Consider the following 25,370-nt stretch of genomic DNA (forward strand, 5'->3'; position numbering starts at 1 on the left):
AACAGATCGGGCGCCGTCCGAGCCGGCGGGCCGGGCCCGGATCAGCTGGTGAGACGCCCCAGGCGCACCATCAACGCCTGGAGCAGCAGCGACTCGTTGGGGTTGCGGTCGAGCGCCTCGGAGGCATCGACCAGGGCGCCGATGGCGTCCAGGGCCGGGGTGGCGTGCGCACCGTCGACGAGCTGTTCGCGGTAGCGCTCGGACAGCATCGTGAACCCGAAGCGCAGCTCGTCGGTGCGCAGGCGACGGATCTCACGCCGGTGCCGGGCCTCGAGCTCGCGACGTCCCGAGCCTCGCTCCCCGGTCACCGCCGTCCGTGCGGCCAGCTCGTCGAGCTCCTGACGGTGACGTGCGTCGAGCGGCTCCTGGGCGTCGTCGATCATCGCCGCGAGCTCGGCCGCGACGGTCGCCGCCACGGCACCGGTGCCGTCGAGACGGTCCGGTACCGCCACCCAGGCCTCGCGTCGAAGGCTCAACCGGGGGTCCCCCACCAGCAGGCGGGCCCGGTCCATGCTGCCCAACGCGCCGGCGGCAGCCGCCTGGGCCGCCTCGGCGGGCGCGCCTTCGGCGACCAGGGCCTCGGCGATCACCTCGCGGGCGACCCCGTGGAACTCCACCTTGACGCAGCGGGAGGCGATGGTCACCAGCTCGGGGGTGATCTCGTCGGCGACCACCACGAACACGGTGTGGGCCGGTGGTTCCTCGAGGGTCTTCAACAGCACGGGGGCGGCGTCGCGGACCAGGTGGAAGTCGAGGAGGACGAAGACGCTGTAGGGGGCTTCGACCGGCTTGAGCGCGGCACGTTGGGCGACCCAGCGCGCCGACCCCTCCTCGGGGTGCTCGCGGTCGCCGACGGGGATGGATGCCCCCCGCCGCTCGACCACGGTGAGGTCGGGGTGCTGCTCGGCGGCGGCGAGACGGCGATGGCGGTCGGCCTGGTCCGCTCCGGCGCCGGTGGCGAACAGCTCACCGGCGAAGACCCGGGCCGCCGCCCGCCGCCCGCTGCCGGCCGGGCCGACGAACAGGTACGCGTGGGCCGGGGTGTGCACCGAGGCGCTCAGCCGGGCGATGGCATCGTCTTGTCCGACGACCCGTCCCCATCCGGCGGTGTCGAGCCGGCTCATGGTCTCTCCTCCAGGCCGATCCGGTCGTCGACGGTGCGCCGCACCCGTTCGGCCACCTCGGCCACCGTGCCGCGACCATCCACGCGCGCCCACCGGTCGGGATCGGCCGCGGCCATGGTCTCGAACCCCTCGGCGACGAGCCGATGGAACTCCGCTCCGACACCCTCCATGCGGTCGAGGTGGCCCAGCCGCGCCTCGGCCACCTCGGCAGGAACGTCGAGCAACAGGATCAGGTCGGGCCACACGCCGTCGACGGCGAAGGCCGACAACGCCTCGACCTCCGCGAGGGGCAAGCCCCGCCCGAAGCTCTGGTAGGCGAACGACGATGGCGCGAACCGATCCGAGACGACCGGCCGGCCCGCGGCCAGCGCCGGCGCGATGACCTCGTGCACGTGCTGGGCCCGGTCGGCGGCGAACAGCAGCGCCTCGGCCCGATCGCACATGGCGGTGTCGGCGGGGTCGAGCAGCAACGAGCGCACGGTCTCTCCGAGGCGGGTGCCGCCCGGTTCGCGGGTGAGGACGGCACCGAGGCGGTCGGCGAGCAGTCGGGCCTGGGTGGACTTGCCCGATGCCTCACCACCCTCGAAGACGATGAAGTGTGCCCTCGGCGGTCGCTGCTCAGTCACCCGACTCCTCCCCTGATCCGACCCCGGCCGCACTGGAGGCCTCGTCGAGGGTCCGGCCGGCCGCCCGGAAGCTCCACGCCGACAAGAACCCGGCCGCCACGATGATGCCTCCTGCCAACCACAGCGTGAGCCGGACCCCCGGCAGGAAGAGCGAGGCACCGAGCACCTCGACCTCGCGATCGAACAACGACTCCGAGAGCGAGTCGAGCACCTGCGCGGTGAAGGGCCCGATGAGGAAGGCGACCAGGACACAGAGACGGACCAGGGTGAACAGCGCGCCGAAGGTGCGGCCACGCAGGTCGTCGTCGACGCTCTCGTGCAGGAGGGTGAACCCGAGGACATAGACCATCCCGGCACACAGTCCGAGCCCCGCCACGAACATCACCGCCGGCCCGGTGGTCGAGGTGGTGGCCGCTGCGATGAGGAAACCGCCGGCACCGATCACCGCGAACTGAAAGACCCGACTCTTGGGGAGCCGGCGTTGCAGCAGCGAGATGGCGAGCACGCCCGACGCCACGCCGACACCCAACCCGAAGGTCAACAGCCCGAACCCGGCCTCGCCCCGTCCGAGCACCTCGTTGGAGAACACCGCTCCCAGCGGCACCAGCATGCCGCCGCCGATCAGCCCGGTGGCCAACCCCAGGTTGACCGCTCGCACGGTGGGGTTCAGGAAGGCGAAGTTCCAACCCTCCTTCAGCTCGGCGAAGGCTGCTCCGAGCTCGACCCGCTTCGATCCGGCCTTGGCCCGGCGCGGTCGCTTGGGGATGGCCAGGGTGGAGACGATGAAGGCGGCCACGAGGAAGGTGAGGGCATCGGCGTAGAAGGCCAGACCTTCCTGGTTGAGCCGGAGCGCCTCGAGCCAACGGACGTCGCCGAACAGCTCCGAGACCCGCGAGAGGATGGCGAAGAGCCCCGCGCCGATCGGGAACGTGCCATAGGCGGCGACCAGCGACAGGGAGTTGGCCGAGGCCAGCCGGTCGGGTGGGACGAGGTTGGGAACGGTGGCTTCCTTCGCGGGGGCCCACAACAGCGTGAAGACCTCGAGCACGAACGACGCCAGCACCAGTCCCCAGATGCTGTCGACGAAGGGCAGGCCCGCGAGCACGGCGGCGCGACCGATGTCGCAGCCGATCATGAGCCGCTTGCGGTCGAGACGGTCGGCGAAGACACCGGCCACGGGGGCCAGGAAGAACCCGGGGCCGATGCGGGCCGCCAGCACCAGGCCGATGGCGACTCCTTCGGATCCGGCTCCGATGCGGGCCGCCAGCGCGGTGATGGCGATCAGCCCGAGCCAGTCTCCCGTCGCCGACACCACCTGGCCCAGCCAGAGCCGGAAGAACGCGTGCGAACCGAAGATCCGGACGTGGCGTCCGGGTTCCTCGAGATCGCTCGGAGCCGGGGCGACCTGGGTGGACGCACCGATGCCGATCTGGGTGTCCTCCTCGGCGGAGGTGCGGGGTTCCACCGGTGATGGGGTGATCCGAGTGGGAGAGGAGTCTTCCACGACGACACGCTACGGGATCGCGGCGGGCAGGCCTTGCACCGACCGGCCCCGCACGAGGGTCAGGAGCCAGCGGTGCCGGAACCGTCCGCGGGCCCCGGCGCCTTCTTCTTGGCCGGCGCCTTCTTCTTGGCCGGCGCCTTCTTCTTGGCCGGCGCCTTCTTCTTCGCCGGCGCCTTCTTCTTGGCGGGCGCCTTCTTCTTGGCGGGACCGGCATCGCGACGGATCTGGAGCAGCTCGGAGGCCCGTTCGTCGGTCACGTTCTCGACGGTGTCGCCCTTGCGCAGCGACGCGTTCGTCTCGCCATCGGTGACGTAGGGGCCGAACCGACCGTCCTTGACGACCATCGCCTTGCCGCTGACCGGGTCCTCGCCCAGCTCGCGCAACGGCGGCGCCACGCGCCGGCCGCGGCCCCGCTTGGGTTCGGCGAGCAGCTTGAGGCACTCGTCCAGGCCGATGGTGAACAGCTGGTCCTCGGAGTCGAGGCTGCGGCTGTCGTTGCCCTTCTTCAGGTAGGGCCCGTACCGCCCGTTCTGGACGGTGATCTCCTGGCCGTCAGCTCGGATCGGTCCCGACCACCCTGGGCAGGCTCAACAGCTCGAGGGCATCGTCGAGGGTCACCGACTCGAGCTGCATGTCCTGGAGCAGCGACTCGGTCTTGGGCTTGGTCTTGCTGGCGTCGTCGATCTCGCCCAGCTGGACGTAGGGGCCGAAACGACCCGACTTGGCGAACACCGGCAACCCCGACACGGGGTCGGTGCCCAGCTCGCGATCGCCCGATGGTGCCTCGACCAGCTCGATGGCCCGATCGATGGTGAGCTCGTCGGGGGCGATGTCGTCGCGGATGCTGGCGGTGTCCTCTCCACGCTGGAGGTACGGCCCGTAGCGGCCGACCCGGGCGACGACGGGCTGGCCGTCGGCATCGACCCCGATCGGGATGCTGTTGATGTCGCGGGCGTCGATATCGGCCAGTCGGTCCGACACCATCTCCTTGAGCCCTGGCACATCTTCCTCGCTCGTCCCGAAGTAGAAGGTGCTGAGCCACGGGATGGCGTCCATGTCACCACCGGCGATGCTGTCGAGGTCGTCCTCCATGCGGGCGGTGAAGGCGTAGTCGACCAGGTTGGGGAAGTGGCGTTCGAGCAGGGTGACCACCGAGAACGCGGTGAACGACGGGACCAGGGCGTTGCCCTTCTTCCAGACGTAGCCGCGGTCCTGGATGGTGCCCATGATCGACGCGTAGGTGGACGGACGGCCGACGCCAAGCTCTTCGAGTCGCCGGATGAGGGATGCTTCGTTGAAGCGAGACGGCGGCTGGGTCTGGTGACCGTCGGGACGCAGTTCGCGAGCCGTGGCCCGGTCGCCTTCGGCGAGCGCGGGAAGCTGCCGCTCCTGGGCATCGTCGCTGCCCTCGTCGGTGTCCTCGACATAGACCCGGCGGAACCCCTGATGGGTGATGACGGTGCCACTGGTGGAGAACTCGGCGTCGCGGCCGTCGGTGGCGGTCGCCCCGAGACGCACGGTCACGGTCTGGCCGGTGGCGTCGGTCATCTGCGAGGCGACCGTCCGATTCCAGATCATCTCGTAGGCCCGTGCCTCCATGGCGCCGACCTCACCGGCCACCTCACGGGGAGCCCGGAACTGGTCACCGGCGGGGCGGATGGCCTCGTGGGCCTCCTGGGCGTTCTTGACCTTCTTGGCGTAGCGCCGCGGCTCCTCGGGCAGGAACTCGGCGCCGAAACGGTCGACCACCTCGGAGCGGGCAGCGTCGAGCGCGGTCTCCGACAAGGTGGTGCTGTCGGTGCGCATGTAGGTGATGTAGCCCTGCTCGTAGAGGGTCTGGGCGGCCCGCATCGCCTGGGCCGACGAGAGACGCAGCTTGCGGCTGGCCTCCTGCTGGAAGGTGGAGGTCATGAACGGGGCGGCCGGACGGCGGCGGTAGGGGCGACTCTCGACCGATCGCACGGTGAAGTCGGAGTCGCCGAGGCCCTCGGCCAGGGAATGGGCCCCGGCTTCGTCGAGGGCCACGGCCTCGCCGGTGAGCGTGCCCGTGGAGTCGAAGTCCTTGCTGGTGGCGACGCGGGTGCCGTCGACCGCGACCAGCGTGGCGTCGAACGCCGGCGCGTCGTCGCCCGCCTCGGCTGCGGCGAAGGTGCCCTCGATGTCCCAGTAGGACGCGGCGACGAAGGCCATGCGCTCTCGTTCGCGTTCGACCACGACCCGGGTGGCGACGCTCTGCACCCGGCCGGCGGAGAGCTGGGGCATGACCTTCTTCCACAGCACCGGCGACACCTCGTAGCCGTAGAGCCGGTCGAGCAGGCGCCGGGCCTCCTGGGCGTCGACCAGACGTCGGTCGAGGTCGCGGGGTTCGGCGATGGCGTGCTGGATGGCGTCGGGGGTGATCTCGTGGAACACCATCCGCTTGACCGGAACCTGCGGGTTGAGGGTCTCGAGGAGGTGCCAGGCGATGGCTTCGCCCTCGCGGTCCTCGTCGGTGGCGAGATAGAGCTCGGTGGCGTCCTTGAGCAACCCCTTGAGCCGCTTGACGACGTCCTTCTTCTGGCTCGCCACGATGTACAGGGGCTTGAAGTCGTTGTCGACGTCGATGCCGAGGCGAGCCCACGACTCGCCCTTGTGGGAGGCGGGCACCTCGGCTGCGTTCTTGGGCAGGTCGCGGATGTGTCCCACCGAGGACTCGACGACGTAGTCATCGCCGAGGATCTCTCCGATGGTGCGCGCCTTGGCGGGCGACTCGACGATGACGAGGGGCTTGCTCACAACCGACAGGTAAGGGCCCGGGCCGGGGCCCTGTCAACAACGGCCCTCACCGGACCAGCCGCCAGCCGACCACCGAGAGCACGATCAGACCCAGCGTGCGGCGCCACGGGTTGACCCCGCGGACGACCTCGTCGACGCCCCACCAGAGGATCGCTGCCCCGGCGACGAGGCCGAGGGCTCGTCCCGCCGTTCCCGCCGGCGAGAGCACCCACCGCAACGCCCAGGCGACGACGAACACGATCATGGGCGGGTTCGGCGGTTGCGCGATCGTGAGCTCGCCGGTGTGGCGGTTCTGGAACCACCAGCGGATCATCGCTCGGCGTCGGAGCCGGTTCGGGGTGGGCGGGCGACGACGAGGCGGACGATGGTGCCGCTGGGGGTGAGCTCGAAGTTGGTCTCGTCGACGAGGATCTTCATGAGGGGGATCCCCAGCCCGCTCTCGTGGAGCAGTCGCTCGGGATGCTCGGGGTCGGGGGCCGAGGACGCCTCGTCGGGGACGAACCCTCCTCCGCGGTCGGTCACCTCGACCTCGATGCGGTCTTCGGCCAGGTTGCAGCGGATGACGATCCGGTCGTCCTGCCCGGCGCTGGCGTGGGCCTCGATGGCGTTGGTGCACGCTTCGGAGACGGCCAAGCGCAGGTCTTCGATGCGGTCGTCGGAGAAGGTCGGCTCGATGGTGGCGGCACCGGTGATGACGAGGCGGGCGAGCGAGATGAAGTCCGGCCTGGCGGGGATCTCCAGCTCGACGATCTCGCTCATCGCCGCCTCAGCGCTCCAGTGCGGCGTCGACGGTCTCGGTCAGTTCGAACACCCGGTCGAGTCCGGTCACCTCGAAGACCTTGCGGACCCGTGGCTCGGTGATGACCAGCCCCAGGTGGCCTCCCGCCCCCCGGACCCGCTTGAGGGCCCCGACGAGCACCCCCAGGCCGAACGAGTCGATGAAGTCGACCCGGGTCAGGTCGATCACCAGGTCGGAGATGCCGTCGCCGAGCAACCTGACCACCTCGCTGCGCACCTGCGGCGCGGTGGCCACGTCGAGGTCGCCGGACACGATCAGGACGCGCCCGAGCGGCCGCTCCTCGACATCGAGCACCAGCACCGTGGGTCACCTCCTGGCGGGAAACGTTGCGAACAGTGCGAGCACAAGGATCGCACGGAATCGGGTCAACTCCACCGTCGAGCAGCCTGCGGTGGCAAATCACAGCCCTGTCATCTGGCCCTCACGACCCCTAGACTGCGTGGCCCAAGGGAGCTGCCATGACCCTCACCGACGCGGGCTCGCTCGACACCCTGCTCGCCGAACTCGCCGCCGATGGCCGACTCGTCCACGTCGAGCGCCTGCCGGCCCGACCAGCCCGGTTCGCCGCGCTGGCCAACCCGCTCGGGCCCGTCGCCGCGTCCCGGACGCCGCCCACCGGTCTGTGGACGCACCAGGCCGACGCGATCGACCGCCTCCGCGCCGGCCGCTCGGTCGCGGTCGCCACCGGCACCGCGTCGGGCAAGTCGCTCTGCTACCAGCTCCCCATCGTCGAGGCCATCGCCGACGGGGCGACACCGGCCAGCGCGCTGGCCGTCTTCCCCACCAAGGCCCTGGCCCAGGACCAGCTTCGGGCGCTCACCGAGCTGGAGGTGAAGGACATGGTGGCGGTCACCTACGACGGCGACACCCCACCCGAGGCCCGCACCTGGGCCCGGCGCAACGCCAACGTGGTGCTCACCAACCCCGAGATGCTCCACGCCGGAATCCTGCCCCACCACGGACGCTGGGCCACGTACCTGCACCGCCTCCGCTACGTGGTGATCGACGAGCTGCACCTGCTCCGAGGTGTGTTCGGCACCCACGTGGCCCACCTGCTCCGACGCCTCCGTCGCCTGTGCGAGCACTACGGGTCGTCGCCGACGTTCATCTTCTGTTCGGCCACCATCGGCCGCCCCGGCGCCCTGGCCAGCGAGCTCTGCGGACTCGAGGTCGACGAGATCTGCGACGACGGCTCCCCGAAGGGCGCCCGCACGGTGGCGCTGCTCGACCCGCCAGTGCTCGATCCGGTGACGGGAGTCCGCTCGTCGGGCCACGCCGAGTCGGCGTCGGTGATGTCCGAGCTGATCCGGCGCGGGCACCGTACCCTGGCGTTCAGCCGTAGCCGCACCGGCACCGAGCTGCTGGCCGCCGACGTCCGCGACCGTCTCGACACCGATCTCGCCGACTCGGTCCGCTCCTACCGCGGGGGCTACCTCCCCGGCGAGCGCCGCGACATCGAGCGATCGTTGTTCAGCGGCGAGCTTCGGGGAGTGGTGGCCACGACCGCGCTCGAGCTCGGGGTCGACATCGGGGGCCTCGACGCGTGCGTGATCGACGGCTATCCGGGCACCATCGCCTCGCTGTGGCAACAGGTCGGCCGGGCGGGACGCGAGCACCAGGAGTCGGTGGCGGTGCTGGTGGCCGGCGACGACCAGCTCGACCGCTGGTTCATGACCCACCCCCTCGACCTGTTCTGCCGTCCACCCGAACCGGCGGTGATCAACCCGTCCAACCCCGAGGTCCTGGCCCCGCACCTGGCCTGCGCGGCCTACGAGCGACCCCTCACCCACGACGACGCCCGGTTCTGGGGCGAGCTGCTCGACGAGGGGGTGCGCGACCTGGTGCTGGCCGACCGCCTCCGGATCCGACGAGCGCACAGCGGCGGCCCACGGGCGGTGTGGGCGGGTCGTGGCTGGCCGTCGAGAGGGATGGGATTGCGCTCCGGGTCGGCGCGGGAGGTCACGATCGCCACCGTCGACGGGCGCTCGGTCGGCACCGTCGACGAGTCGCGCTCGCACTCGGTGGTGCACCCGGGGGCGATCTACCTCCACCAAGGGCGCACCTGGCGCGTCATCGAGCTCGACCTCGACGACCTGATGGCCATCGTCGAGCCCGACCCCGGCGACACCTATACCCAGGCCCGCACCGAGACCGCGGTGGAGATCGTCGACGCCGACCACAGCCGCCGGGTCGGTGCCGCCGAGCTGGCGGTGGGGCGGGTCCGGATCCACTCGCAGGTGGTGGGCTACCAGCGCAAGGACGTGCGCACCCGCGAGGTGCTCGGCACCGAAGAGCTCGACCTGCCGGCCACGGTCCTCGACACCCGGGGGTTCTGGTACACGGTCCCGCCGTCGCTGCTGGCCGGTGCCGGGGTCCCACCCGCCGCGGTGCCGGGCACGCTCCACGCGATCGAGCACGCGGCGATCTCGCTGCTGCCGCTGTTCACCATCTGCGACCGGTGGGACGTCGGCGGCGTGTCGACGGCGCTGCAGGCCGACACGGGGCTGCCCACCATCGTCGTCCACGACGCCTACCCCGGCGGCACCGGCATCGCCGAGCTCGGCTACGCGGCGGCCGACCGTCACCTCGGCGCCACCCTCGAGCTGCTCGAGCGCTGCGACTGCGCGGAGGGCTGCCCGTCGTGCGTGCAGTCGCCCAAGTGCGGCAACGGCAACGACCCCCTCGACAAGGCCGGGGCGGTCGCACTGCTCCGCGCGATGCTGGACCGGTGACCCTCACCGCCGACGAGGTGCGCGCCATCCGCGCCGGCCAGGACGACGACATCGAACGGCTCCGGCGGGAGATGGCCGGATCTCTCGCCCGCCTCGCCCCGCGCAGCGTCCTCAGCGTGGGCGAGGGCTGTGACCGCCGCGCCACCTTCGTCGGCGGCTGCCTGGCCACCGGCGCCCTGCCCGGCTCCACCGAGCTGGTGGTCCCGTTCGACCTCGAGGCCGCGGCCGAGTCGTTCCACCATGCCGGCCCGCCCTCGATCGGGCCGTGTCGGCTCGCTCCGCTGCTGGGCGACGTCCTGGCCCCACCACTGAGGGCGGGCTCGTTCGACCTGGTCGTCGCCTCGCTGATGATCGACGACGTCGACGACCCACCCGCCGCCGTCGTCTCCATGGCAGCTCTGACCAGACCCGGCGGCACGTTGCTGGTGTCGGGGCACGGCATCGACGTGGTGCCCGAGTGGCGGGGCGTGCACGGGATCCTCGGCGCGTTCCACGACCACCAGGTGCACCCACATCAGGCCGGGCGATGGGTGGTCGATGCCGGGGCCACGGTCACCGGGCGGCGGGTCTGGGACCACACGTGGCTGGTCGAGGCTGTCGCCCCGTCGGCCTGAGCTTCCCCCGGCTGTAACCGATCCCGACCAGTACCGTCGTGCGGATCGGGACGCTCAAAGGGAGCGTCCGACGAGAGGAGTGGTGATGTCGGACGACCAGTTCACCCAGGAGGAGGTCGAGACCTTCGCCCGCAAGCTCGACGAGTGGGGCGGCTCGCTCCCCGAGCGGGAGCGTTCGCTGCTGTACGCGCTGCTCGCCAAGACCGAGGAGTCCGAGGTCGAGGGGTTCGGCTCCACCTCGTTCCCCGAAACCATGTTCTCCGGCGGTGGGGGAAGCCTGCCCAAGCTCGACTCCCTGGCGACCGACGCCCTGCGCCCGATGGCCCAACAGAAGGACCCGTGGGTGCTGCGCGCCTACGACGAGTGGTATCCGGGCTGATGGAGAGCCCCGCCACCGACGGCCCCGCCACCGACGAGGACGTGGCGGCGCTGGCGACGCGGCTGGCCGAGCTCGACGAGGAGCTCTCCGACACCGAGCGCCGCCTGCTGAGGGCGGTGCTGGTGTCGGCCATGGACCCGCTCGACCGGCGCCGCCACCTCGGGTCGGGGTTCGACGACGACCAGCGCTCGGTGCTCGATCGCCTCGAGGCCGAGCGCGGCGGACCTCCCTCCGAACCGGCACGGCCCGAGGACCGGCGATGACTCGCCAGCTCGCGCTCACGGTCAAGGCCACCCGGCTCTGCAACCTGCGCTGCAGCTACTGCGACGACTGGCGGGCGGGCCCCGGCAACACGATGAGCTTCGAGGTCCTCGCCCACCTCGTCCACGCCGCCTGCACCGACCCGCACCACGACGCGGTCGACTTCGGGTGGCACGGCGGCGAACCGTTGGTGCTGCCGATCCGGTTCTACGAGACCGCGCTGGAGCTGCAGGCCCGCTACCGCCGGCCGGGACAGCTGGTCCGCAACAGCCTCCAGACCAACGCCACCCTGGTGACCGACGAGTGGGCACGCTTTCTCGCCCGCGAGCGCTTCGGGGTCGGGGTCAGCGTGGACGGGCCCCGCGAGGCGCACGATCGCACCCGGGTGAGGGTTGACGGGTCGGGGTCCTACGACGCGGTGATCGAGGGGCTCGAGCGGCTCCGGGCCCATGGCGTCGACCCGGGGATCCTGTTGACGGTCGATCGGGAGACGGTGGCCGCGGGTGCCGAGCGCACCCTCGAGGTCCTCGCCTCGCTCGGCGCCCGTGGGGTCGGGTTCAACGCGGTCCGCCCGCCGAACTCGCTGCCCGCCGGCGAAGCCGGCGACCAGTACCTGACGCGGGCCGAGATGAACGCCTTCCTGATCGACCTGCACCGCTGCTGGCTCGACCACGGCGACCCCGACCTGCGCATCCGCGAGCTCGACTCGCTCGTGGCCCAGATCCGGGGCGGGGCCGGGTCGACCTGCACCCTGGCCGGCGATTGCGTGGGCACGTTCTTCATGGTCGAACCCAACGGCGACGTGGCCCACTGCGCCCGCTTCCTCGGCGACGAGCGCTACCAGTTCGGGTCGATCCTCACCGGCGACTTCACCCGCATCCGCCGCAACGTCCGGCTGCTCGAGCGGCGGGCCGCCGATGCCGCCGCGGCCGAACAACGAACGGGCTGCGAGCACTTCGAGGTCTGCCACGGGGGGTGCCCGCACCAGCGGTCGCTGGAGGAGCGCCACGACCCCGGCCACCGCGACGAGTGCTGCGGGCGGGGCGAGCTGATCGAGTACCTGAGGCGGTACCTCGACCACGAACCGAGCCGCGGGGTCGCGGTCTCGCTCTCGGGCGCCGGCACCTGACGCCTCGTCGGCGGCGTCAGTTGCCGCCGGGTTCGCGGAACATCACGCAGATGCGGGGTCCGGCCCTGGCCCGCTTGGGCACCGAGTGCTCGAAGGTGCGCTGGCAGGTGCCACCCATCACCAGCACGTCGCCGGGCCCCGGCTCGAACGCCCACGAGGGCCCGCCGCCGTTGGGTCGCAGGAGAAAGCGGCGGGGGCACCCGAGGGTGAGGATGGCCACCACCGTGACCGCCCGGTGGCGGCCGACCCGATCGCCGTGCCAGGCGACCGAGTCGGCACCGTCGCGGTAGAGGTTGGCCGAGATGGTGTCCAGGTCGGTGCCGTAGCGAGCCGAGAGTGCCTCGGCCATGGCCGGCAGCGGCGGCGGCGGGTCGGGCCACACCCCGCTGTGCAGGCGCGGCACCTCGACGACGCGGTCATACATCGGTCGGGTCTCGACCCCGCCCCAGGGGGCAGCGTGCAGCACCTGTTCGAACAGCTCGTCGGTCCTGGCTGCGGCGAAGGGGATCTCCTCGACCCACGCTCCCCGACCCAGGTCGTGCCGGTGAGCGTGAGCGAAGCTGAGGCCGCCGGGCTGGGGGCCCTGATCGAGCAGTGACGGCTGCCAGCACTCCTGGATGCTCATCGCCACCAGCATAGACGAACAGGTGTTCGTGTCCCCGACTCACTCCTCTCGTCGCATGGTTGCCGTGGCCGAGAGCTCGACGTCGGGCACGACGGCGCCGATCAGCGGAAGGTCGGTCGGGTACTGGTAGCGGACCTCGACCTCGACCCGGTCGCCCGAGGTGCGGGCGTCGACCGCCACCCGGTCGCGGTCGAGGGTGGTCCCCGCGACCACCGCCACCTCGGCGGCGAGCGGGTGCTCGTCGACCGCTGCCGCCCGCGCTCCCTCGCGGGCCGCGTGGGCCACCACGAGCTGGATGTGGACCACCAGCCCGATCTGGACCACCGCCAGCAGCAGCAGGCACACCAGCGGGAGGACGAGCGCCAGCTCGACCGCAGCTTGGCCGTCGTCCTCCCCTGACGGTGTCACCGGAACTGGCTGATGATCTTGTCGAGCACGGCGTCGAGGAGCTGGCCGATCTTGTTGGTCTGACCGGCCCACGCCGCCAGGAGCGCGGCCACCGCCGCCGCTCCCAGGATGACCAGCGCGTACTCGGCGGTGGACTGACCACGCTCGTCGCCGCGGCCGGCGCGGAGCCGCTCGACGGCGATCGCCCCGGCGCTGTGCACCGCCGCGGTGGCCCGCAGCACCGGGTCGGGGCCATGGGGGGCCGATGGGGTCGGGGGTGGATCGTGGTCGACGAGGGCGAGCGCGACGGAGTCGGACGTGGACATGAGGGTGCCTCCAAGGCGTGGTGCAGGACGGAGGGGGAGTCGACGGGGGAGGTGGCGAGCCGGACCGGGCGGGTTCAGAACGAGATGGAGCTGAGGGACCCGACGAGGAGGGGGACGACGGTGAGCAGCGCGAAGGCGGGCAGCACACAGCACACGAGGGGAAACAGCAGCCGGACCGAGACCTTGCGGGCCCGTTCCTCGGCGCGGCGGCGGCGCTCGGTGCGGACCTCGCCCGCGACCCGGCTCAGCGCGTCGGCGATGGACGTGCCGTCGCGCAACGACCCGGACAACAGCCGGGTGATGGGCCGGACCTCGTCTCCCAACCGGGCGGGGATGGTGTCGATGGCATCGGCGAGACCGGTCCCCAGCTCGGCGGCGCGGCGGGCCCGCCCGAGCTCCGCGGCCAGTCGCCCGTGGCCGCGGTCGGCCACCACCCCCAGCGCGAGGGGCACGGTGAGCCCCGCCGAGACCGCCAACGACAGCAGGTCGACGACCTCGGGGAGCTCGTCGAACATCGCCCGCTCGGCCCGTTCGCGTCCACGACGACGCCTGACCACCGAGGCCACGCCGAACCCCGCACCCCACACGAGTGCCATCGGTGGCATGACGGCGACGAGTCCGAACCCGACCAGGACCGCCGCCCCCACCCGCCGATCGGCACGTGGGTCCGGTGGCCGGCCGAGCACGCGGCGGACGGGTCGGCCGATCGCCTCGAGTGGTCCATGGCCACGACGTGGTGAATCGACCGCAGGTGGCGCCAGGGCCAAGGCCCGGTCGGGCCCCACCGGCCGCATCGCCCCGGCCAGCGCCAGCACCGCCGCCCCCGCCAGGAGCGCGGGAAGGGCGGGGGTCACCTCGCGCCCCTCATGATCGATCGCATCCACACCCACCCGAGCGCATCGAGGCCAAGCCCCAGGCCCAGGCACACCCACCCGACCCAGGAGCGGAACAAGAAGTCGCCCACCCGTGGATCGGTCGCCACCGCGAACACGCCGAACCCCAGCGGAGCGAGGACCAGCACCGCCACCGAGGCCTTCGCCTGGCTGGCGTTGGCGGTCGCTTCTCGGTCGAGCGCAGCCCGGTCGCGCAGGGTGGCGGCGACCCCGTCGACCGCACGACCCGGGGCGGCCCCGGTCTCGGTGCCCACCAGCAGCGCGGCGACGGCCAGGCGGACGGCGGGCACCTCGTTGGTGGCGGCGATCCCCTCGAGGGCGTCGCGGAGCGACTCGCCCCGGTGCACCCGGGTGGCGACCGATGCGAACAGGCGATCGGCGGGGTTGGCCTCGTCGCCGGCGAGCGAGGACATCGCCTGCACGACCGACGAACCACCTCTGGTCGACCGGGCGATGGCCTCGAGCGAGTCGGGCACCGAGCGGGCGAGCCGCTCGTCGCGGCGGTGCCGGGCGCCGCGGAGGGCGCCGATGGCGACGCCGGCGACCCCACCCGAGCACAGGATCGCCAGCACCGGACCTCCGAGCACCCAGGCGGCGAGGGCGGTCGCGACGACACCGCCGATCCCCGACCACCACCACCGATCGAGCGGTTCGGGGAGATCGGCCCGGGCGGCGGCCGCGACGAACCAGTGGGGACAGGCGGGTGCCAGCTGCCCAGGCGCGGCGCCGGACCGAGCCAGGACGCGGGTGCGTGCGCTCGCCGTCGACGCCAGCGGGCGCACCCACGCCGCGGCAGCCGCCAGCACCGCCAGCGACGCGGCTGCGGCAGCGAAGGTGACCGGGCTCATGGGATCACCGGCTCGACGGGGTGGGAGCGCCTGTCGCGTGGCGGGCGCTCGGGCGCCGCCACCCGGCCTCTCTCGTCGACGACCGGTCGGCAGCGCAGACGGGTCCGCTGATCGCCCTCGATGGGTTCACCCACCGACACGACCCGGCGGGCGCCGTCGTGGCACCGGGCCACCTGCACCACCAGGTCGACCGCGGCGACCAGCTGCTCGCGGACGGCGTCGAGCGGCAGGTCGACCCCCGCGAGGAGGCTGAGCGTCTCGAGCCGCCGCAGGGCATCCTCGGGGCTGTTGGCGTGGCACGTGGACAGGGCTCCGTCGTGGCCGGTGTTCATGGCCGCCAACATGTCGAGCGCCTCGGCCCCGCGGACCTCGCCCACGACGATGCGGTCGGGGCGCATGCGCAGCGCGTTGCGGACCAGGTCGCGGATCGACACCGCGCCGAGCCCGTCGGCGCTGGCCGGTCGGGCCTCGAGCCGTACGACGTGGTCGCCGGGGAGGCGGAGCTCGGCGCTGTCTTCGATGGTGACCACCCGCTCGGTCAGGGCGATCTCGCCGGCCAGCGCGTTCAACAGGGTGGTCTTGCCCGCCCCGGTACCGCCCGAGACCACCACGTTGCGTCGTTCGTGCACCACCTGCCCCAACAGTTCGGCGACCGGTCCGTCGGCGAAGGCGGGAAGGGGGACCGGCTTGGATCCGAACCGGCGGATGGTGAGGCACGGACCGTCGATGGCCAGGGGGCGCACGACGGCGTTGACGCGTGATCCGTCGGGGAGCCGAGCGTCGACCATCGGCGACGAGCGGTCGACCCGCAGGCCCAAGGGTGCGACGATGCGCTCGATGAGGCGCGACACGGTGGGCTCGTCGAGCTCGGTGGTGGTGGCGGTGACCTCGCCCGCCCGCTCGACCCATACCGGGCCGGCACCGTTGACCATGACCTCGGTGACCGCGGGGTCGGCGAGGAGCGGTTCGAGCGGACCGAGCCCGGTGACCCGCGCCTGCACCGCCCGGATGACCGCCGCGAGCCGGTCGCTCGGCAGCAGCGGCGCCTCGTGGTGCACCAGGGCGCGGACGCGGTCCTCGCCCGCCGCCACCCGGGAGGTGTCGCCTGCGTGCTCGTCGCCCCACTCGGCGAGCAGTCGGTGGTGCACGGTGTCGACCAGGGCCAGCACCGACGGGTCGCTCACGCAGCATCACGCAGCGCCCGCTGCAGGCTCCGCGGAAGCCGGCTGGCCAACAGCCCGGCGTCGACGGCTCGGGCCACACCGGGATCGATGGTGATCTCGGCGGTGACCGGCACGCCGAGGATCGACTCGATGTCGCGACGGTCGAGCGCCCGGCCCGGCTCATTGACCAGGGCCACCGCACTGGGGCGGATGGGGGCGGCCACGGCCCGCCGCAGCGACAGGTAGCAGGCCCGGGTGACCAGGAGCGAGACGGTCGCTCCCGCCGCCATGGGGAGCGCGGCCGCCTCGGCGGTGAGGGTGCCGCAGTCGACGACCACCGTGCGGTCGTCGGCGGCGAACATCGCCGCCAGCAGCTCCATCCGCTCGGTGGCGACGACACCGGGGCCCGCTCCCCTGGGCAACAGCGTCACCCGGGGGCCCACCGGCACCTCGAGGCGGGCCAACGCGTCGGCGGGGACATCGCTGCCCGCCTCCGCCCAGCCCATGACGCCGGGGCCTGCGGGCTCGGCCAGCCCGAGCGCGGCCGGGAGGTCGCCGGCGAGGTCGACCAGCAGCACCTCGTTGCCCGGGGCCTGTGCCAGCACCAGCGCCAGCGAGGCCGCCACCACGGTGGTGCCGGAGCCGCCCTTGGCGGACCAGCAGGACACGACCATGGGTCCTCCCCGTGAACCTGTTCGTGTTCGGATGGAGGGGAAGGTGTGACGGGAAGTGCACGAAATACTATCAGGTTCAGTGCGGAGTGCAAGGGATCGGGATGGCCTCGTTCACCGGCCGGCGCACCATAGGCTGGCCGGGTGCAGGCCGCGTTCTTCGACCTCGACAAGACGATCATCGCCAGGGCCGCGCTGGTCGCCTTCAGCCGGCCGCTGCACCGGGCGGGGTACCTGTCGCGGTGGCTCGTCCTGCGGGCGCTGTATGGCCAGTTCGTGTTCCACTACCTCGGCGCCGACGACGACCGCATGGCCCAGATGCGCGAGTCGGCGCTGCGGGTCACCAAGGGCTGGCCCCAGGCCCACATCCGCGAACTGGTCGAGCAGACCCTCGACGAGGTCATCGACCCGATCATCTACGCCGAGGCGCTCGACCTGATCCGCGAGCATCGTGCGGCCGGCCGCCGGGTCTATGTCGTCTCGGCCTCCCCCGAGGAGGTCGTCGCCCCGTTGGCCCGCCACCTCGGCGCCGATCAGGCCATCGCCACCCGCGCCCGCCTCGACGAGGATGGCCGCTACACCGGCGACGTCGAGTTCTACGCCTTCGGCCCGTTCAAGGCCCAGGCCATGCGCGACGAGGCCGAACGCCTGGGGATCGACCTGTCAGTGTCCTACGCCTACACCGACTCGGCCACCGACCTGCCGATGCTCGAGGCCGTGGGCAACCCCGTGGCGGTCAACCCCGACCGTGAGCTGCTCAAGGCGGCGACCGAGCACGGGTGGGAGATCCGGGTGTTCGAGCGCCCGATCTCGATGCGGTCGCGCCGTCCGGTCCCGATCCGGGCCGCGGCGGGGATCGGCGGCGGTGCCGTGGTGGCTACCGGCGTGGCGGGGCTCGCCCTGTGGTGGTTGCTGCGCGACAGGGCGCCCGCCAACGGGTTGGTCGGGCGTTCGGTTCAGGTGCGGGGTTGGTTCAGACGTCCCGCAGCTTCTTGGACGCCACAACGGCGAGGGCGATGAGCAGGGTGAACAGCACGAGCTTCTTCATCGCGGCAGTCTAGGCGTCGGCACCGCCGGCGGGGAATCCGCTCAGACCGCGAGCAGGTCGCGTGCGCCGGTGTCGGAGGACGGGTGCCGCAGCTTCGACATGGCCCTGGCCTCGATCTGGCGGATGCGCTCACGGGTGAGGTTGAAGTGCTCGCCGACCTCTTCGAGGGTGCGGGGCTCGCCGCGGTCGAGACCGAAGCGCAGCTTGAGGATCTCGCGCTCGCGCTCGTCGAGGGGAGCGAGCAACCGGCTGATCTCCTCGGGCAGCAGCGCGGTGGCGGCCACCTCGAAGGGCGACTCGGCCGAGCGATCCTCGACCACGTCGCCGAGCTCGGCGTCGCCGTCTTCGCGCAGTGGCTCGGACAGCGACAGCGGCTCGGCTGCGAAGCGCAGCGCCTCGGTGACCTTGTCCTCGGGCATCTCGACCTCGGCCGACAGCTCGGCGAGGGTGGCCGGGCGCCCGAGCTTGAGCTCGAGGCGGGCACGGGCCTTCTGGAGACGGGCGAGGGTGTCGCCGGCGTGGACCGGGAGGCGGATGGTGCGGCCGGTGTTGGCGATGCCGCGGGTGATGGCCTGGCGGATCCACCAGGTGGCGTAGGTGGAGAACTTGAACCCCTTGCGCCAGTCGAACTTCTCGACCGCGTGCATGAGGCCGAGGTTGCCCTCCTGGATGAGGTCGAGCAGCGGCAGCCCCGAGGCCTGGTACTTCTTGGCGATCGACACCACCAGACGCAGGTTGGACTGCACGAAGGTGCTCTCGGCGTCTTCGCCCTTGCGGGCCGCGCGACGCAGCTCGCGCTTGCGGGCCGGGGTGAGGTCGGTGGAGGACTCGAGCTCGGTCCGCGCCTCGTTGCCGGCCTCGATGGCCTGGGCGAGACGCACCTCGTCGTTCTTGGTGAGCAGTGGGTACTGCCCGATGTCGGTGAGATACAAGCGGACGAGGTCTTCCTCGTCCCGCTCGACTCGCTCCTTTGCCACAGCGGCACCTTCTCTTGGCAGGGATGAACCGTCGGGCCGCCTCGTGCACGGAGGTGCACGCACCCGACGTGACCCTGATCGAGGGAAACGCTGGGTGGCGGAGGTGGCCACGCATTATCGGGTGGACTGACCTCTGTAACGATACCGGTCCGGTCAAGGCCACCCACCCTGGTACACGATCATCCGCCGAACGACCTGGCCGGACGCTAGTTTTCGGGGGTTGTCCACAGGGGGAGGCGATAGCGTGCTCGACGATCCATCCACAGGGGGCGAACGCTCCGGGTCACGGGACGAGGTCGAGCTGACGGTGGTGATCATGCGCTTCGTCGCCGCCGATCCCGTGGCGCTGCAAGGCGTGCTGTCGAAGTACGTGGTGATGAGTCGCGGCCACCCCGGGTGCCGCAACATCGACCTGTTGGTGTCGGTGACCGATCCCCTGCGCCACACCATCGTGTCGAAGTGGGACTCCCCTGCCGCCCAGCAGGCCCACTTCGACTCGACCGACATGGTCGAGATGGCCCGGGCCTGCACCGGCCTGCTCGCCGGACCTCCCGACATCGACCTGTACGAGGGCATCAGCGCCCATGACCTGGCGTGAACCACACCTGGGGGAACCTCAGCCGGGATAGCCCTCGTTGTAGCTCCAGGTGTAGCGCTCCTCGTCCGAGGTCCCGTCCGGGTAGGAGATGGTGCGCCCGCACTCGACGCTGAACGGTCCACCCACTCCGCCGGCATCGAACGGCTCGCCGATCCAGGAGTCGACGCTGGCCCACGGCACGCTGTAGAAGCTCACCGTCACCGACGACTCCGACGCCGAGGTGGCCACGATGATCTCGTAGGGCGAGTTGTTCACCGTCACCATGTCGAGCTGACCCCAGACGATGGTGGCCTCCCGGCACATCGGGTACCGGGAGAAGTAGATCGTGTGGGGCCGGAACGAGACGTCGAGGCCCGCCTCCCACGCCGCGTTCATGAACGTCGTCGACACCTGGCTGACGCCACCGCCGACGGCGCTGACCGTCTCCCCCCGCCCGTCGATGAAGCCGTTGGCGACGAAGCCGCGGGCGGTGGTTCGCTCACCGATCGCCTGGTTGAGCGAATAGGTCGCACCCGGGGCGATCACGTCGCCGTGGATGAGCTCGGCGGCCCGGCCGATGTTGGTGTTGCGAGACTGGCCGGGCACCAGCGGGGTGGTGAAGGACGAAACAACCGTCGGCGAGTGGTACGTGAACGCGTAGTCCATGCGGTCGAGGACCTGGCCGTCGTAGCCGAACACGGTGACGACGACCTCGGCGGTGGAGTCGAACGGCACCCAGGCGGGTCGAGCGTTGGGGGTGAAGCCGATGGTGCCGCCCTCGACCTCGACGGTGCCGTCGAGGCGGCGACCGTCGACGCTGACATCGATGGTCGAGGCGTCGGTGAACAGTGCGGCGTCGAGGACCGCTTCGATCTCGAGGTCCCACGCGGTCGCACCGGGACGGGGATCGACCGAGGTGACCGGCAGGTCGGTGAACCGGAAGGCTTCGGAGGACACGAGGATCGAGTGGGCGACTCGACGATGGGACACGCCCGCTGCCAGCCGGCCGGTCCAGTAGGCGCGCCCGGCGGCGTCGGGTGAACGGCCGAGCACGTCTCGGTAGAGGGCGTCGACGAACCCGGCGTCGGTACCGGCTCCTCGCACCGACCGGTACTCCGACGATGCGAGGATGTCGGCCCGCAACGAGGTGACCGAGCGGGTGCGGCCGAGACGTTCGGTCCACCATTGGAGCCCGCCGGGATCGGGGTCGCGGCGCAGGAAGGTGTCATAGGTCTGGGTGACGAGGTGACGTCGATGCTCGAGCGAGTCGCCGAGCGCGACGAGCACCCGGCGGGGTGAGACTCCCCGCTCGATCTCGCTCCGCCAGTACTCGCGACCCGACGAATCGGGGGCTCGGCCCAACAGCCCCTCGTAGGCCGCGTCGATGAAGGTCTCGATCGCATCGGGCGATGCTTGGTCGCCGACCTCTTCTTGAGCAGCGACCGGGGCCGGTGCTGCCCCGATCGTCGCGGCGCAGAGCGCGACCCCCGCGACCACCGCGACCAGCGCCGGCAACAACCGGGGTGGTCTCGACTCGTTGCTGCCCATCGCTGCTCCTCGACGTCGGCTCCGCGTTCGGTGGGCGACCTACCCGCCGGGGGCGGAGATCGAACCCCGGTGGGTTCAGGCGGCGTCGATGACCGAGCGGGTCTCGTCGCTGATGGCGACGATGTCGGACCAGGTGAGCGCCTCGGCGGTCCAGAGCTGCTCGAAGGCGGCGAGCGCGGCATCGGTGAACCCGTGGCGCAACTCGAAGGCGTAGACGCGACGCTGGCGTTGGGGTGGGTAACCGAGACGGGTGAGACGACCGGCGGCGTAGATGTCCCAGGCCACCGCGTGCGGGAGCGCCGGTTGCTCGTCGAGCGAGGGTGCCCCGAAGGACCGGTCGAGACGATCGGAGACCTTCAGGAGGGCCCGGCCGAGCGCGTCGGCAGCCTGCGTGTCGCCGAACTGCCGGGGTCGACGGTTGTCCTCGAGCGCGCCGCTCTCGACGGCGAGCACCACCGGGTCGAGCGAGGTGAGCCGCACCTTGGCCAGCGGCGTCGACTCGTCCACCTCGATGCGCACGTCGACCTCGAGACCGATCTGGTCGATGAGTCGTCGCGCCACGGCGTCGATCTGGTCGACCTCGAAGAAGACGTTCTCGAAGCTGGTGGGGGTGATCTCGAGGCCGGCCACGGTCACTCGGCGCCCGCGCCCGCTCCGGCCCGCATCGCCTTGGCCTCGGCCCGGGCCTCCAGCGACACCTCGGCGATCTCGTCGATCTCCTCGTCCTGGAACCCGGCGAGCTCGCGGAAGCGACGGGCCAGCTTGATGGGGCTCTCGTCGTCCTCCCCGCGGAAGCCGCCGAAGCTGAACAGCTTGTCGACCACGCGCTGGAACTCGAGGGCGTTGGCGCGTCGCTCGGGGTCCTTCTCGGTCAGCTTGCGCAACCAGTCCGACCCCATCTTCACGTGGGTCACCTCGTCGGCGAGCATCCAGTCCTCGCAGAACTCGAGCACCGGGTCGCCCGAGAGGTCGCCGAACTCCTTCATGGTGTTGAACACATCGATGGCGAGGCCCTCGAGGGCCCGGTTGACGCCGGTGAGCCGCAGCACCGGGTCGGGGTTGCACGCGGCCTCGTAGAGGAAGGCCGACTCGCCGAACTCGCCGATCTCGGTGCCCATGTGCTCGGAGAGCTTCACCGAGATCTCGCAGTGGCGGGCCTCGTCCCAGCACTGGCGAGCCATGTCGAGCTTGAGCGCGAACGGAGCGCCCTCGCTGCCGGTCTCGAAGTCCCAGCAGGTGCGGCCCGCTCCCTCGAGCGCCTGGATCTCACCGACGAAGATGCCGTGCATCAGGCCGCGGGCGGCATCGGCGGCCTCGGGCCGCTCGGGGGTGAGCCGCGCGCTGGGACGGCCGCGTGAGGCCCCGCTGCTGGCGGCACGCGGATCGGAGATCTGTTCCATGCGGTTGACCCGCGAGAAGCGGGAGTCGCGTGCCAGATCCTCGGGCGGGAAGCTCTTCCTCATGCCGACACCTCCTGGGGGTCGTCGATCTCGGTGCTGCCGATGGTTCCAGGGCCGCAGATCCCGCCGGCCGCGACCATGATCGTCTCGAGGTCGCGTTGGCGGTCGGCTGCCCGTTGCACGTCCTCGGGCGTGGCGATGAGCGATTGGATCATCATCTCGCCGTCGCGCCAGTCGTCGAACTCGTCCTGCAGGATGAATCGGATCGAGCGGATCGTGGGCGCGTCGGTGATCGTGCTGGTGTTGTTCAGGTGATAGGTGTAGGCCGCGATCTTGTGGGGGATCAGCACCCGGTAGACGCCGACGAGCTTCTCGAGGGTGAGCTCGGGGGCCTCGGGTTCGGTGAGCGCGTCGACGAAGCGGACCATGTCGTCGTTCGGCGGCTCGGTGAGCCGGTCGGGGTTCATCTCGCGCAGCTCGGGAAGTCGCTTGTGCCACAGCTCGGCGTGCCAGGCGTGGTGGTAGCAGTGGGTGCCGAGGCGCATCTTGACGTCGAGCTCGGGCACGGTGGCCACCCACCCTCCGAGCGCTTCGAACAGCCTCATCTCGATCCACTTGTAGTGGCCTGCCCGCTTCGCCGACTCCTCGACGGTGAACGAACCCGGCAGCTCGCGGCGGTCCCACGGAGCGAACGCCGGTCGCGGTGTTGACGGCTCTGGCATCGGTTCCCCTTCTCCCCTCCGACCGCACTCATCGGCGCGGCACGCCTGTACAGCGTACGACATGGGACGACACGGCGCACCCGACCCACCTCGGCCCGTGTTGGGGTCGTAGCGGAGGGTGGCATGCTGGCGCGATGGGCACCGACGAGGTGAACGACAGCCCGCCGGGCGTGGCCGAGACCCACTCGGGGATCGTGTTCTTCGTCGGCGACCGGGCCTACAAGCTCAAGAAGCCCGTCGACCTCGGCTTCCTCGACTTCACCACCCGCGAGGCCCGGCACCTCGCCTGCCACCGCGAGGTCGAGCTCAACCGGCGACTCTCCCCGGACGTGTACCTGGGGGTCGCCGACGTGGTCGGGCCGTCGGGTGAGCTGTCGGATCACCTGGTGGTCATGCGACGCATGCCCGAGGACCGGCGGTTGTCCACCCTGGTGGGCGCCGACGCCGAGCTCGACGACGACCTCGACCGGCTCGCGCAGCGCATCGCCGAGTTCCACGCCGCGGCCGAGCGCGGTCCCGAGGCGGACGCGGCCGCCGGCGCCGACGCCCTCGCCTCCCGGTGGTCGTCGAACACCACCGGCCTGGAGGCGTTCGCGGGTCGCTACGTGACCGCCGAGGCGGTCCACGCCGTCGATGCGCTGGCCCACCGCTACCTCGAAGGCCGGAGGCCGTTGTTCGGGCAGCGGATCGCCGCCGGGCGCGCCTGTGACGGACACGGAGACCTGCTCGCGGATGACATCTTCGTCCTCGACGACGGTCCACGGGTGCTGGACTGCCTCGAGTTCGACGACGCGCTGCGTCTCGACGACGCCCTCGCCGATGTGGCCTTCCTGGCCATGGACCTCGAGCGGCTCGGCCGAGCCGACCTCGCCGACACCTTCCTCGGGGCCTACCGCGAGCACAGCGGAGACTCCTGGCCGGCATCGCTGGCCCACCACCACATCGCCTACCGGGCCCAGGTGCGGGCCAAGGTGGCCGCCATCCGGGCCGACCAGGGTGTCGCCGGGTCGGCCGAGAAGGCCGCTGCGCTGCTCGACCTCGCCCGCCGCCACCTCGACTCGGCCCAGGTCCGCCTCGTCCTGGTCGGCGGCCTCCCCGGCACCGGCAAGTCCACCCTCGCCGCCGGGCTGCACGACGCGCTGGGCGCGGTCGTCCTGCGCTCGGACGTGGTCCGCAAGCAGCTGGCCGGACGGTCCCCCGACGAGCCTGCGGCCGCACCCTTCGGTGAGGGGATCTACCGGCCGGCCGCGACCGAGGCGACCTACGAGGAGCTGCTCGATCGGGCTCGCACCACGCTCGGGATGGGCGAGACGGTGGTCATCGACGCCTCCTGGAGCGACGAGCGCCACCGGGCCGCGGCCCGCCGTCTCGCCGAAGCGGCCGCTGCCGATCTGGTCGAGCTGCGCTGTGTCGCCCCCGCGGAAGTGGCCGCCGCCCGGGTGCGGGAGCGCGGCGATCGTGGCGGCGACGCCTCCGACGCTGATGCCACCATCGCCGCACGGCTGGAGGAGGTCGCCGATCCGTGGCCCGAGGCGACACCGGTCGACACCGGGCCGGGACCGGAGGCGGCTCGCGACGCCGCCGTGGCCGTGATCGAGGGGCTGGTGCCCGGGTGAGGCCTCAGCGGTACCGGTTGGTGATCGGCAGCCGGCGATCCTTGCCGAAGGCCTTGCGGGTGACCCGCACACCCGGGGGACTCTGACGGCGCTTGTACTCGGCGAGGTCGACGAGCCGGACGATGCGGTCGACCATGTCCGGCTCGAACCCCATGGCGACGATCTCGGCGGCGGTGTGGTCGTGCTCGACGTAGTGCTCGACGATCTGGTCGAGCAGCGGGTAGGGCGGCAGGCTCTGCTGGTCGGTCTGGTCGGGGCGGAGCTCGGCCGACGGCGCCTTGGTGAGGATCGACTCGGGGACAAGCTCGCGACCGGCCCGCTCGTTGCGTCGGCGGCAGAGGGCGTAGACCATCATCTTGGGCACGTCCTTGATGACCGCGAACCCACCCGCGGTGTCGCCGTAGAGGGTGGTGTAGCCGACGGCGCCCTCGGTCTTGTTGCCGGTGGTGAGCACCATCCACCCGAACTTGTTCGACAGGGCCATGAGGGTGACGCCTCGGATGCGGGACTGCAGGTTCTCCTCGGTGACGTCGGGGGCCAGCCCGGTGAACGACGGGGCGAGCATCTCGAGCAAGGCGTCGTGGGCGGGCTCGATGCCGATGGTCCGGTGCTCGATCCCGAGGTTC

29 protein-coding genes and 1 pseudogene are annotated in these 25,370 nt (G+C 71.6%); 8 read left to right on the top strand and 22 right to left on the bottom strand.

What is annotated here, in order from left to right:
* Window positions 1-41: 41 nt before the first annotated feature.
* From U5K29_12805 to U5K29_12845, 9 genes and pseudogenes are all read right to left on the bottom strand, one after another.
* Window positions 42-1,124: a hypothetical protein gene (locus tag U5K29_12805; protein ID MDZ7679416.1), complete on the bottom strand. Its 1,083-nt coding sequence runs from the start codon at window positions 1,122-1,124 to the stop codon at window positions 42-44.
* The gene (gene tmk / locus U5K29_12810; GenBank protein MDZ7679417.1) at window positions 1,121-1,750 is read right to left on the bottom strand and encodes a dTMP kinase; all 630 of its coding nucleotides are present in this window, start codon (window positions 1,748-1,750) and stop codon (window positions 1,121-1,123) included. The genes U5K29_12805 and tmk overlap by 4 nt, the downstream gene beginning before the upstream one ends.
* The gene (locus U5K29_12815; GenBank protein MDZ7679418.1) at window positions 1,743-3,254 is read right to left on the bottom strand and encodes an MFS transporter; all 1,512 of its coding nucleotides are present in this window, start codon (window positions 3,252-3,254) and stop codon (window positions 1,743-1,745) included. Before U5K29_12815 ends, tmk begins: the two co-directional genes overlap by 8 nt.
* 59 nt (window positions 3,255-3,313) lie before the next feature.
* Window positions 3,314-3,649 carry a topoisomerase C-terminal repeat-containing protein gene (locus U5K29_12820; protein MDZ7679419.1) on the bottom strand — a complete coding sequence of 112 codons (336 nt, stop codon included), beginning with the start codon at window positions 3,647-3,649 and terminating at the stop codon, window positions 3,314-3,316.
* 66 nt (window positions 3,650-3,715) lie between these two features.
* A pseudogene (locus tag U5K29_12825) lies at window positions 3,716-3,817 on the bottom strand (topoisomerase C-terminal repeat-containing protein).
* Window positions 3,807-6,029 (bottom strand): type I DNA topoisomerase, encoded by a 2,223-nt coding sequence (gene topA / locus U5K29_12830; protein ID MDZ7679420.1) that lies wholly within the window; start codon window positions 6,027-6,029, stop codon window positions 3,807-3,809. Before topA ends, U5K29_12825 begins: the two are co-directional and overlap by 11 nt.
* Window positions 6,030-6,075: 46 nt before the next feature.
* Complete coding sequence (locus U5K29_12835; GenBank protein MDZ7679421.1) at window positions 6,076-6,342, bottom strand: hypothetical protein; 267 nt, start codon at window positions 6,340-6,342, stop codon at window positions 6,076-6,078.
* Window positions 6,339-6,788 (bottom strand): ATP-binding protein, encoded by a 450-nt coding sequence (locus tag U5K29_12840; protein ID MDZ7679422.1) that lies wholly within the window; start codon window positions 6,786-6,788, stop codon window positions 6,339-6,341. The genes U5K29_12835 and U5K29_12840 overlap by 4 nt, the downstream gene beginning before the upstream one ends.
* A gap of 7 nt (window positions 6,789-6,795) precedes the next feature.
* On the bottom strand, window positions 6,796-7,128 hold the full coding sequence (locus tag U5K29_12845; GenBank protein ID MDZ7679423.1) for an STAS domain-containing protein: 333 nt from the start codon (window positions 7,126-7,128) through the stop codon (window positions 6,796-6,798).
* A 158-nt stretch (window positions 7,129-7,286) separates the two neighbouring features.
* Between U5K29_12845 and U5K29_12850 the strand changes: the two genes are divergently transcribed.
* The 5 genes from U5K29_12850 to U5K29_12870 all read left to right on the top strand — a co-directional run bounded on the left by U5K29_12850 (window position 7,287) and on the right by U5K29_12870 (window position 11,943).
* The gene (locus tag U5K29_12850) at window positions 7,287-9,560 is read left to right on the top strand and encodes a DEAD/DEAH box helicase (protein ID MDZ7679424.1); all 2,274 of its coding nucleotides are present in this window, start codon (window positions 7,287-7,289) and stop codon (window positions 9,558-9,560) included.
* Window positions 9,557-10,174 carry a methyltransferase domain-containing protein gene (locus U5K29_12855; protein MDZ7679425.1) on the top strand — a complete coding sequence of 206 codons (618 nt, stop codon included), beginning with the start codon at window positions 9,557-9,559 and terminating at the stop codon, window positions 10,172-10,174. The genes U5K29_12850 and U5K29_12855 overlap by 4 nt, the downstream gene beginning before the upstream one ends.
* Window positions 10,175-10,259: 85 nt before the next feature.
* A complete protein-coding gene (locus U5K29_12860; protein ID MDZ7679426.1) occupies window positions 10,260-10,553 on the top strand; it encodes a hypothetical protein in 294 nt (97 codons plus the stop codon).
* Entirely contained in the window at window positions 10,553-10,816 is a 264-nt protein-coding gene (locus tag U5K29_12865; GenBank protein MDZ7679427.1) for a hypothetical protein, read from the top strand. The genes U5K29_12860 and U5K29_12865 overlap by 1 nt, the downstream gene beginning before the upstream one ends.
* Complete coding sequence (locus U5K29_12870) at window positions 10,813-11,943, top strand: radical SAM protein (GenBank protein ID MDZ7679428.1); 1,131 nt, start codon at window positions 10,813-10,815, stop codon at window positions 11,941-11,943. Before U5K29_12865 ends, U5K29_12870 begins: the two co-directional genes overlap by 4 nt.
* 16 nt (window positions 11,944-11,959) lie before the next feature.
* Here the strand turns inward: U5K29_12870 and U5K29_12875 are convergent, their stop codons facing one another.
* From U5K29_12875 to U5K29_12905, 7 genes are all read right to left on the bottom strand, one after another.
* Window positions 11,960-12,568: an alpha-ketoglutarate-dependent dioxygenase AlkB gene (locus U5K29_12875; protein ID MDZ7679429.1), complete on the bottom strand. Its 609-nt coding sequence runs from the start codon at window positions 12,566-12,568 to the stop codon at window positions 11,960-11,962.
* Window positions 12,569-12,607: 39 nt separating this feature from the next.
* Window positions 12,608-12,976: a TadE family type IV pilus minor pilin gene (locus tag U5K29_12880; GenBank protein ID MDZ7679430.1), complete on the bottom strand. Its 369-nt coding sequence runs from the start codon at window positions 12,974-12,976 to the stop codon at window positions 12,608-12,610.
* Complete coding sequence (locus U5K29_12885; protein ID MDZ7679431.1) at window positions 12,973-13,281, bottom strand: DUF4244 domain-containing protein; 309 nt, start codon at window positions 13,279-13,281, stop codon at window positions 12,973-12,975. Before U5K29_12885 ends, U5K29_12880 begins: the two co-directional genes overlap by 4 nt.
* Window positions 13,282-13,355: 74 nt before the next feature.
* Entirely contained in the window at window positions 13,356-14,135 is a 780-nt protein-coding gene (locus U5K29_12890) for a type II secretion system F family protein (protein MDZ7679432.1), read from the bottom strand.
* On the bottom strand, window positions 14,132-15,022 hold the full coding sequence (locus tag U5K29_12895) for a type II secretion system F family protein (GenBank protein ID MDZ7679433.1): 891 nt from the start codon (window positions 15,020-15,022) through the stop codon (window positions 14,132-14,134). The genes U5K29_12890 and U5K29_12895 overlap by 4 nt, the downstream gene beginning before the upstream one ends.
* Window positions 15,019-16,206 carry a CpaF family protein gene (locus U5K29_12900; protein MDZ7679434.1) on the bottom strand — a complete coding sequence of 396 codons (1,188 nt, stop codon included), beginning with the start codon at window positions 16,204-16,206 and terminating at the stop codon, window positions 15,019-15,021. Before U5K29_12900 ends, U5K29_12895 begins: the two co-directional genes overlap by 4 nt.
* A complete protein-coding gene (locus U5K29_12905) occupies window positions 16,203-16,853 on the bottom strand; it encodes a cellulose synthase operon protein YhjQ/BcsQ (protein MDZ7679435.1) in 651 nt (216 codons plus the stop codon). The genes U5K29_12900 and U5K29_12905 overlap by 4 nt, the downstream gene beginning before the upstream one ends.
* Window positions 16,854-17,000: 147 nt before the next feature.
* Between U5K29_12905 and U5K29_12910 the strand changes: the two genes are divergently transcribed.
* Window positions 17,001-17,876, top strand: coding sequence for an HAD-IB family hydrolase (locus U5K29_12910; GenBank protein MDZ7679436.1), 876 nt, complete (start codon window positions 17,001-17,003; stop codon window positions 17,874-17,876).
* A gap of 69 nt (window positions 17,877-17,945) precedes the next feature.
* On the opposite strand, the gene U5K29_12915 is transcribed toward U5K29_12910, so the two are convergent.
* The gene (locus U5K29_12915; GenBank protein MDZ7679437.1) at window positions 17,946-18,881 is read right to left on the bottom strand and encodes a sigma-70 family RNA polymerase sigma factor; all 936 of its coding nucleotides are present in this window, start codon (window positions 18,879-18,881) and stop codon (window positions 17,946-17,948) included.
* A gap of 244 nt (window positions 18,882-19,125) precedes the next feature.
* Here U5K29_12915 and U5K29_12920 point away from each other — a divergent pair, with 244 nt between their 5' ends.
* Window positions 19,126-19,479: an antibiotic biosynthesis monooxygenase gene (locus U5K29_12920; protein MDZ7679438.1), complete on the top strand. Its 354-nt coding sequence runs from the start codon at window positions 19,126-19,128 to the stop codon at window positions 19,477-19,479.
* Window positions 19,480-19,497: 18 nt separating this feature from the next.
* On the opposite strand, the gene U5K29_12925 is transcribed toward U5K29_12920, so the two are convergent.
* The 4 genes from U5K29_12925 to U5K29_12940 all read right to left on the bottom strand — a co-directional run bounded on the left by U5K29_12925 (window position 19,498) and on the right by U5K29_12940 (window position 23,128).
* Window positions 19,498-21,006, bottom strand: a complete 1,509-nt coding sequence (locus tag U5K29_12925) for a VanW family protein (protein MDZ7679439.1) — start codon at window positions 21,004-21,006, stop codon at window positions 19,498-19,500.
* 75 nt (window positions 21,007-21,081) lie between these two features.
* Window positions 21,082-21,636 (bottom strand): hypothetical protein, encoded by a 555-nt coding sequence (locus U5K29_12930; GenBank protein ID MDZ7679440.1) that lies wholly within the window; start codon window positions 21,634-21,636, stop codon window positions 21,082-21,084.
* 2 nt (window positions 21,637-21,638) lie between these two features.
* Complete coding sequence (locus tag U5K29_12935) at window positions 21,639-22,469, bottom strand: DUF455 family protein (protein ID MDZ7679441.1); 831 nt, start codon at window positions 22,467-22,469, stop codon at window positions 21,639-21,641.
* Window positions 22,466-23,128: a hypothetical protein gene (locus U5K29_12940; GenBank protein MDZ7679442.1), complete on the bottom strand. Its 663-nt coding sequence runs from the start codon at window positions 23,126-23,128 to the stop codon at window positions 22,466-22,468. The genes U5K29_12935 and U5K29_12940 overlap by 4 nt, the downstream gene beginning before the upstream one ends.
* Before the next feature lie 134 nt (window positions 23,129-23,262).
* On the opposite strand from U5K29_12940, the gene U5K29_12945 reads away from it, so the two are divergent.
* Complete coding sequence (locus tag U5K29_12945; protein MDZ7679443.1) at window positions 23,263-24,744, top strand: AAA family ATPase; 1,482 nt, start codon at window positions 23,263-23,265, stop codon at window positions 24,742-24,744.
* Window positions 24,745-24,748: 4 nt separating this feature from the next.
* On the opposite strand, the gene nadE is transcribed toward U5K29_12945, so the two are convergent.
* Window positions 24,749-25,370 (bottom strand): NAD(+) synthase (gene nadE, locus U5K29_12950; GenBank protein MDZ7679444.1); only part of this gene is annotated, 622 nt, incomplete at its 5' end.

Source organism: Acidimicrobiales bacterium (assembly GCA_034521975.1).
In the GTDB taxonomy this organism is placed as follows: Bacteria; Actinomycetota; Acidimicrobiia; order Acidimicrobiales; family SKKL01; genus SKKL01.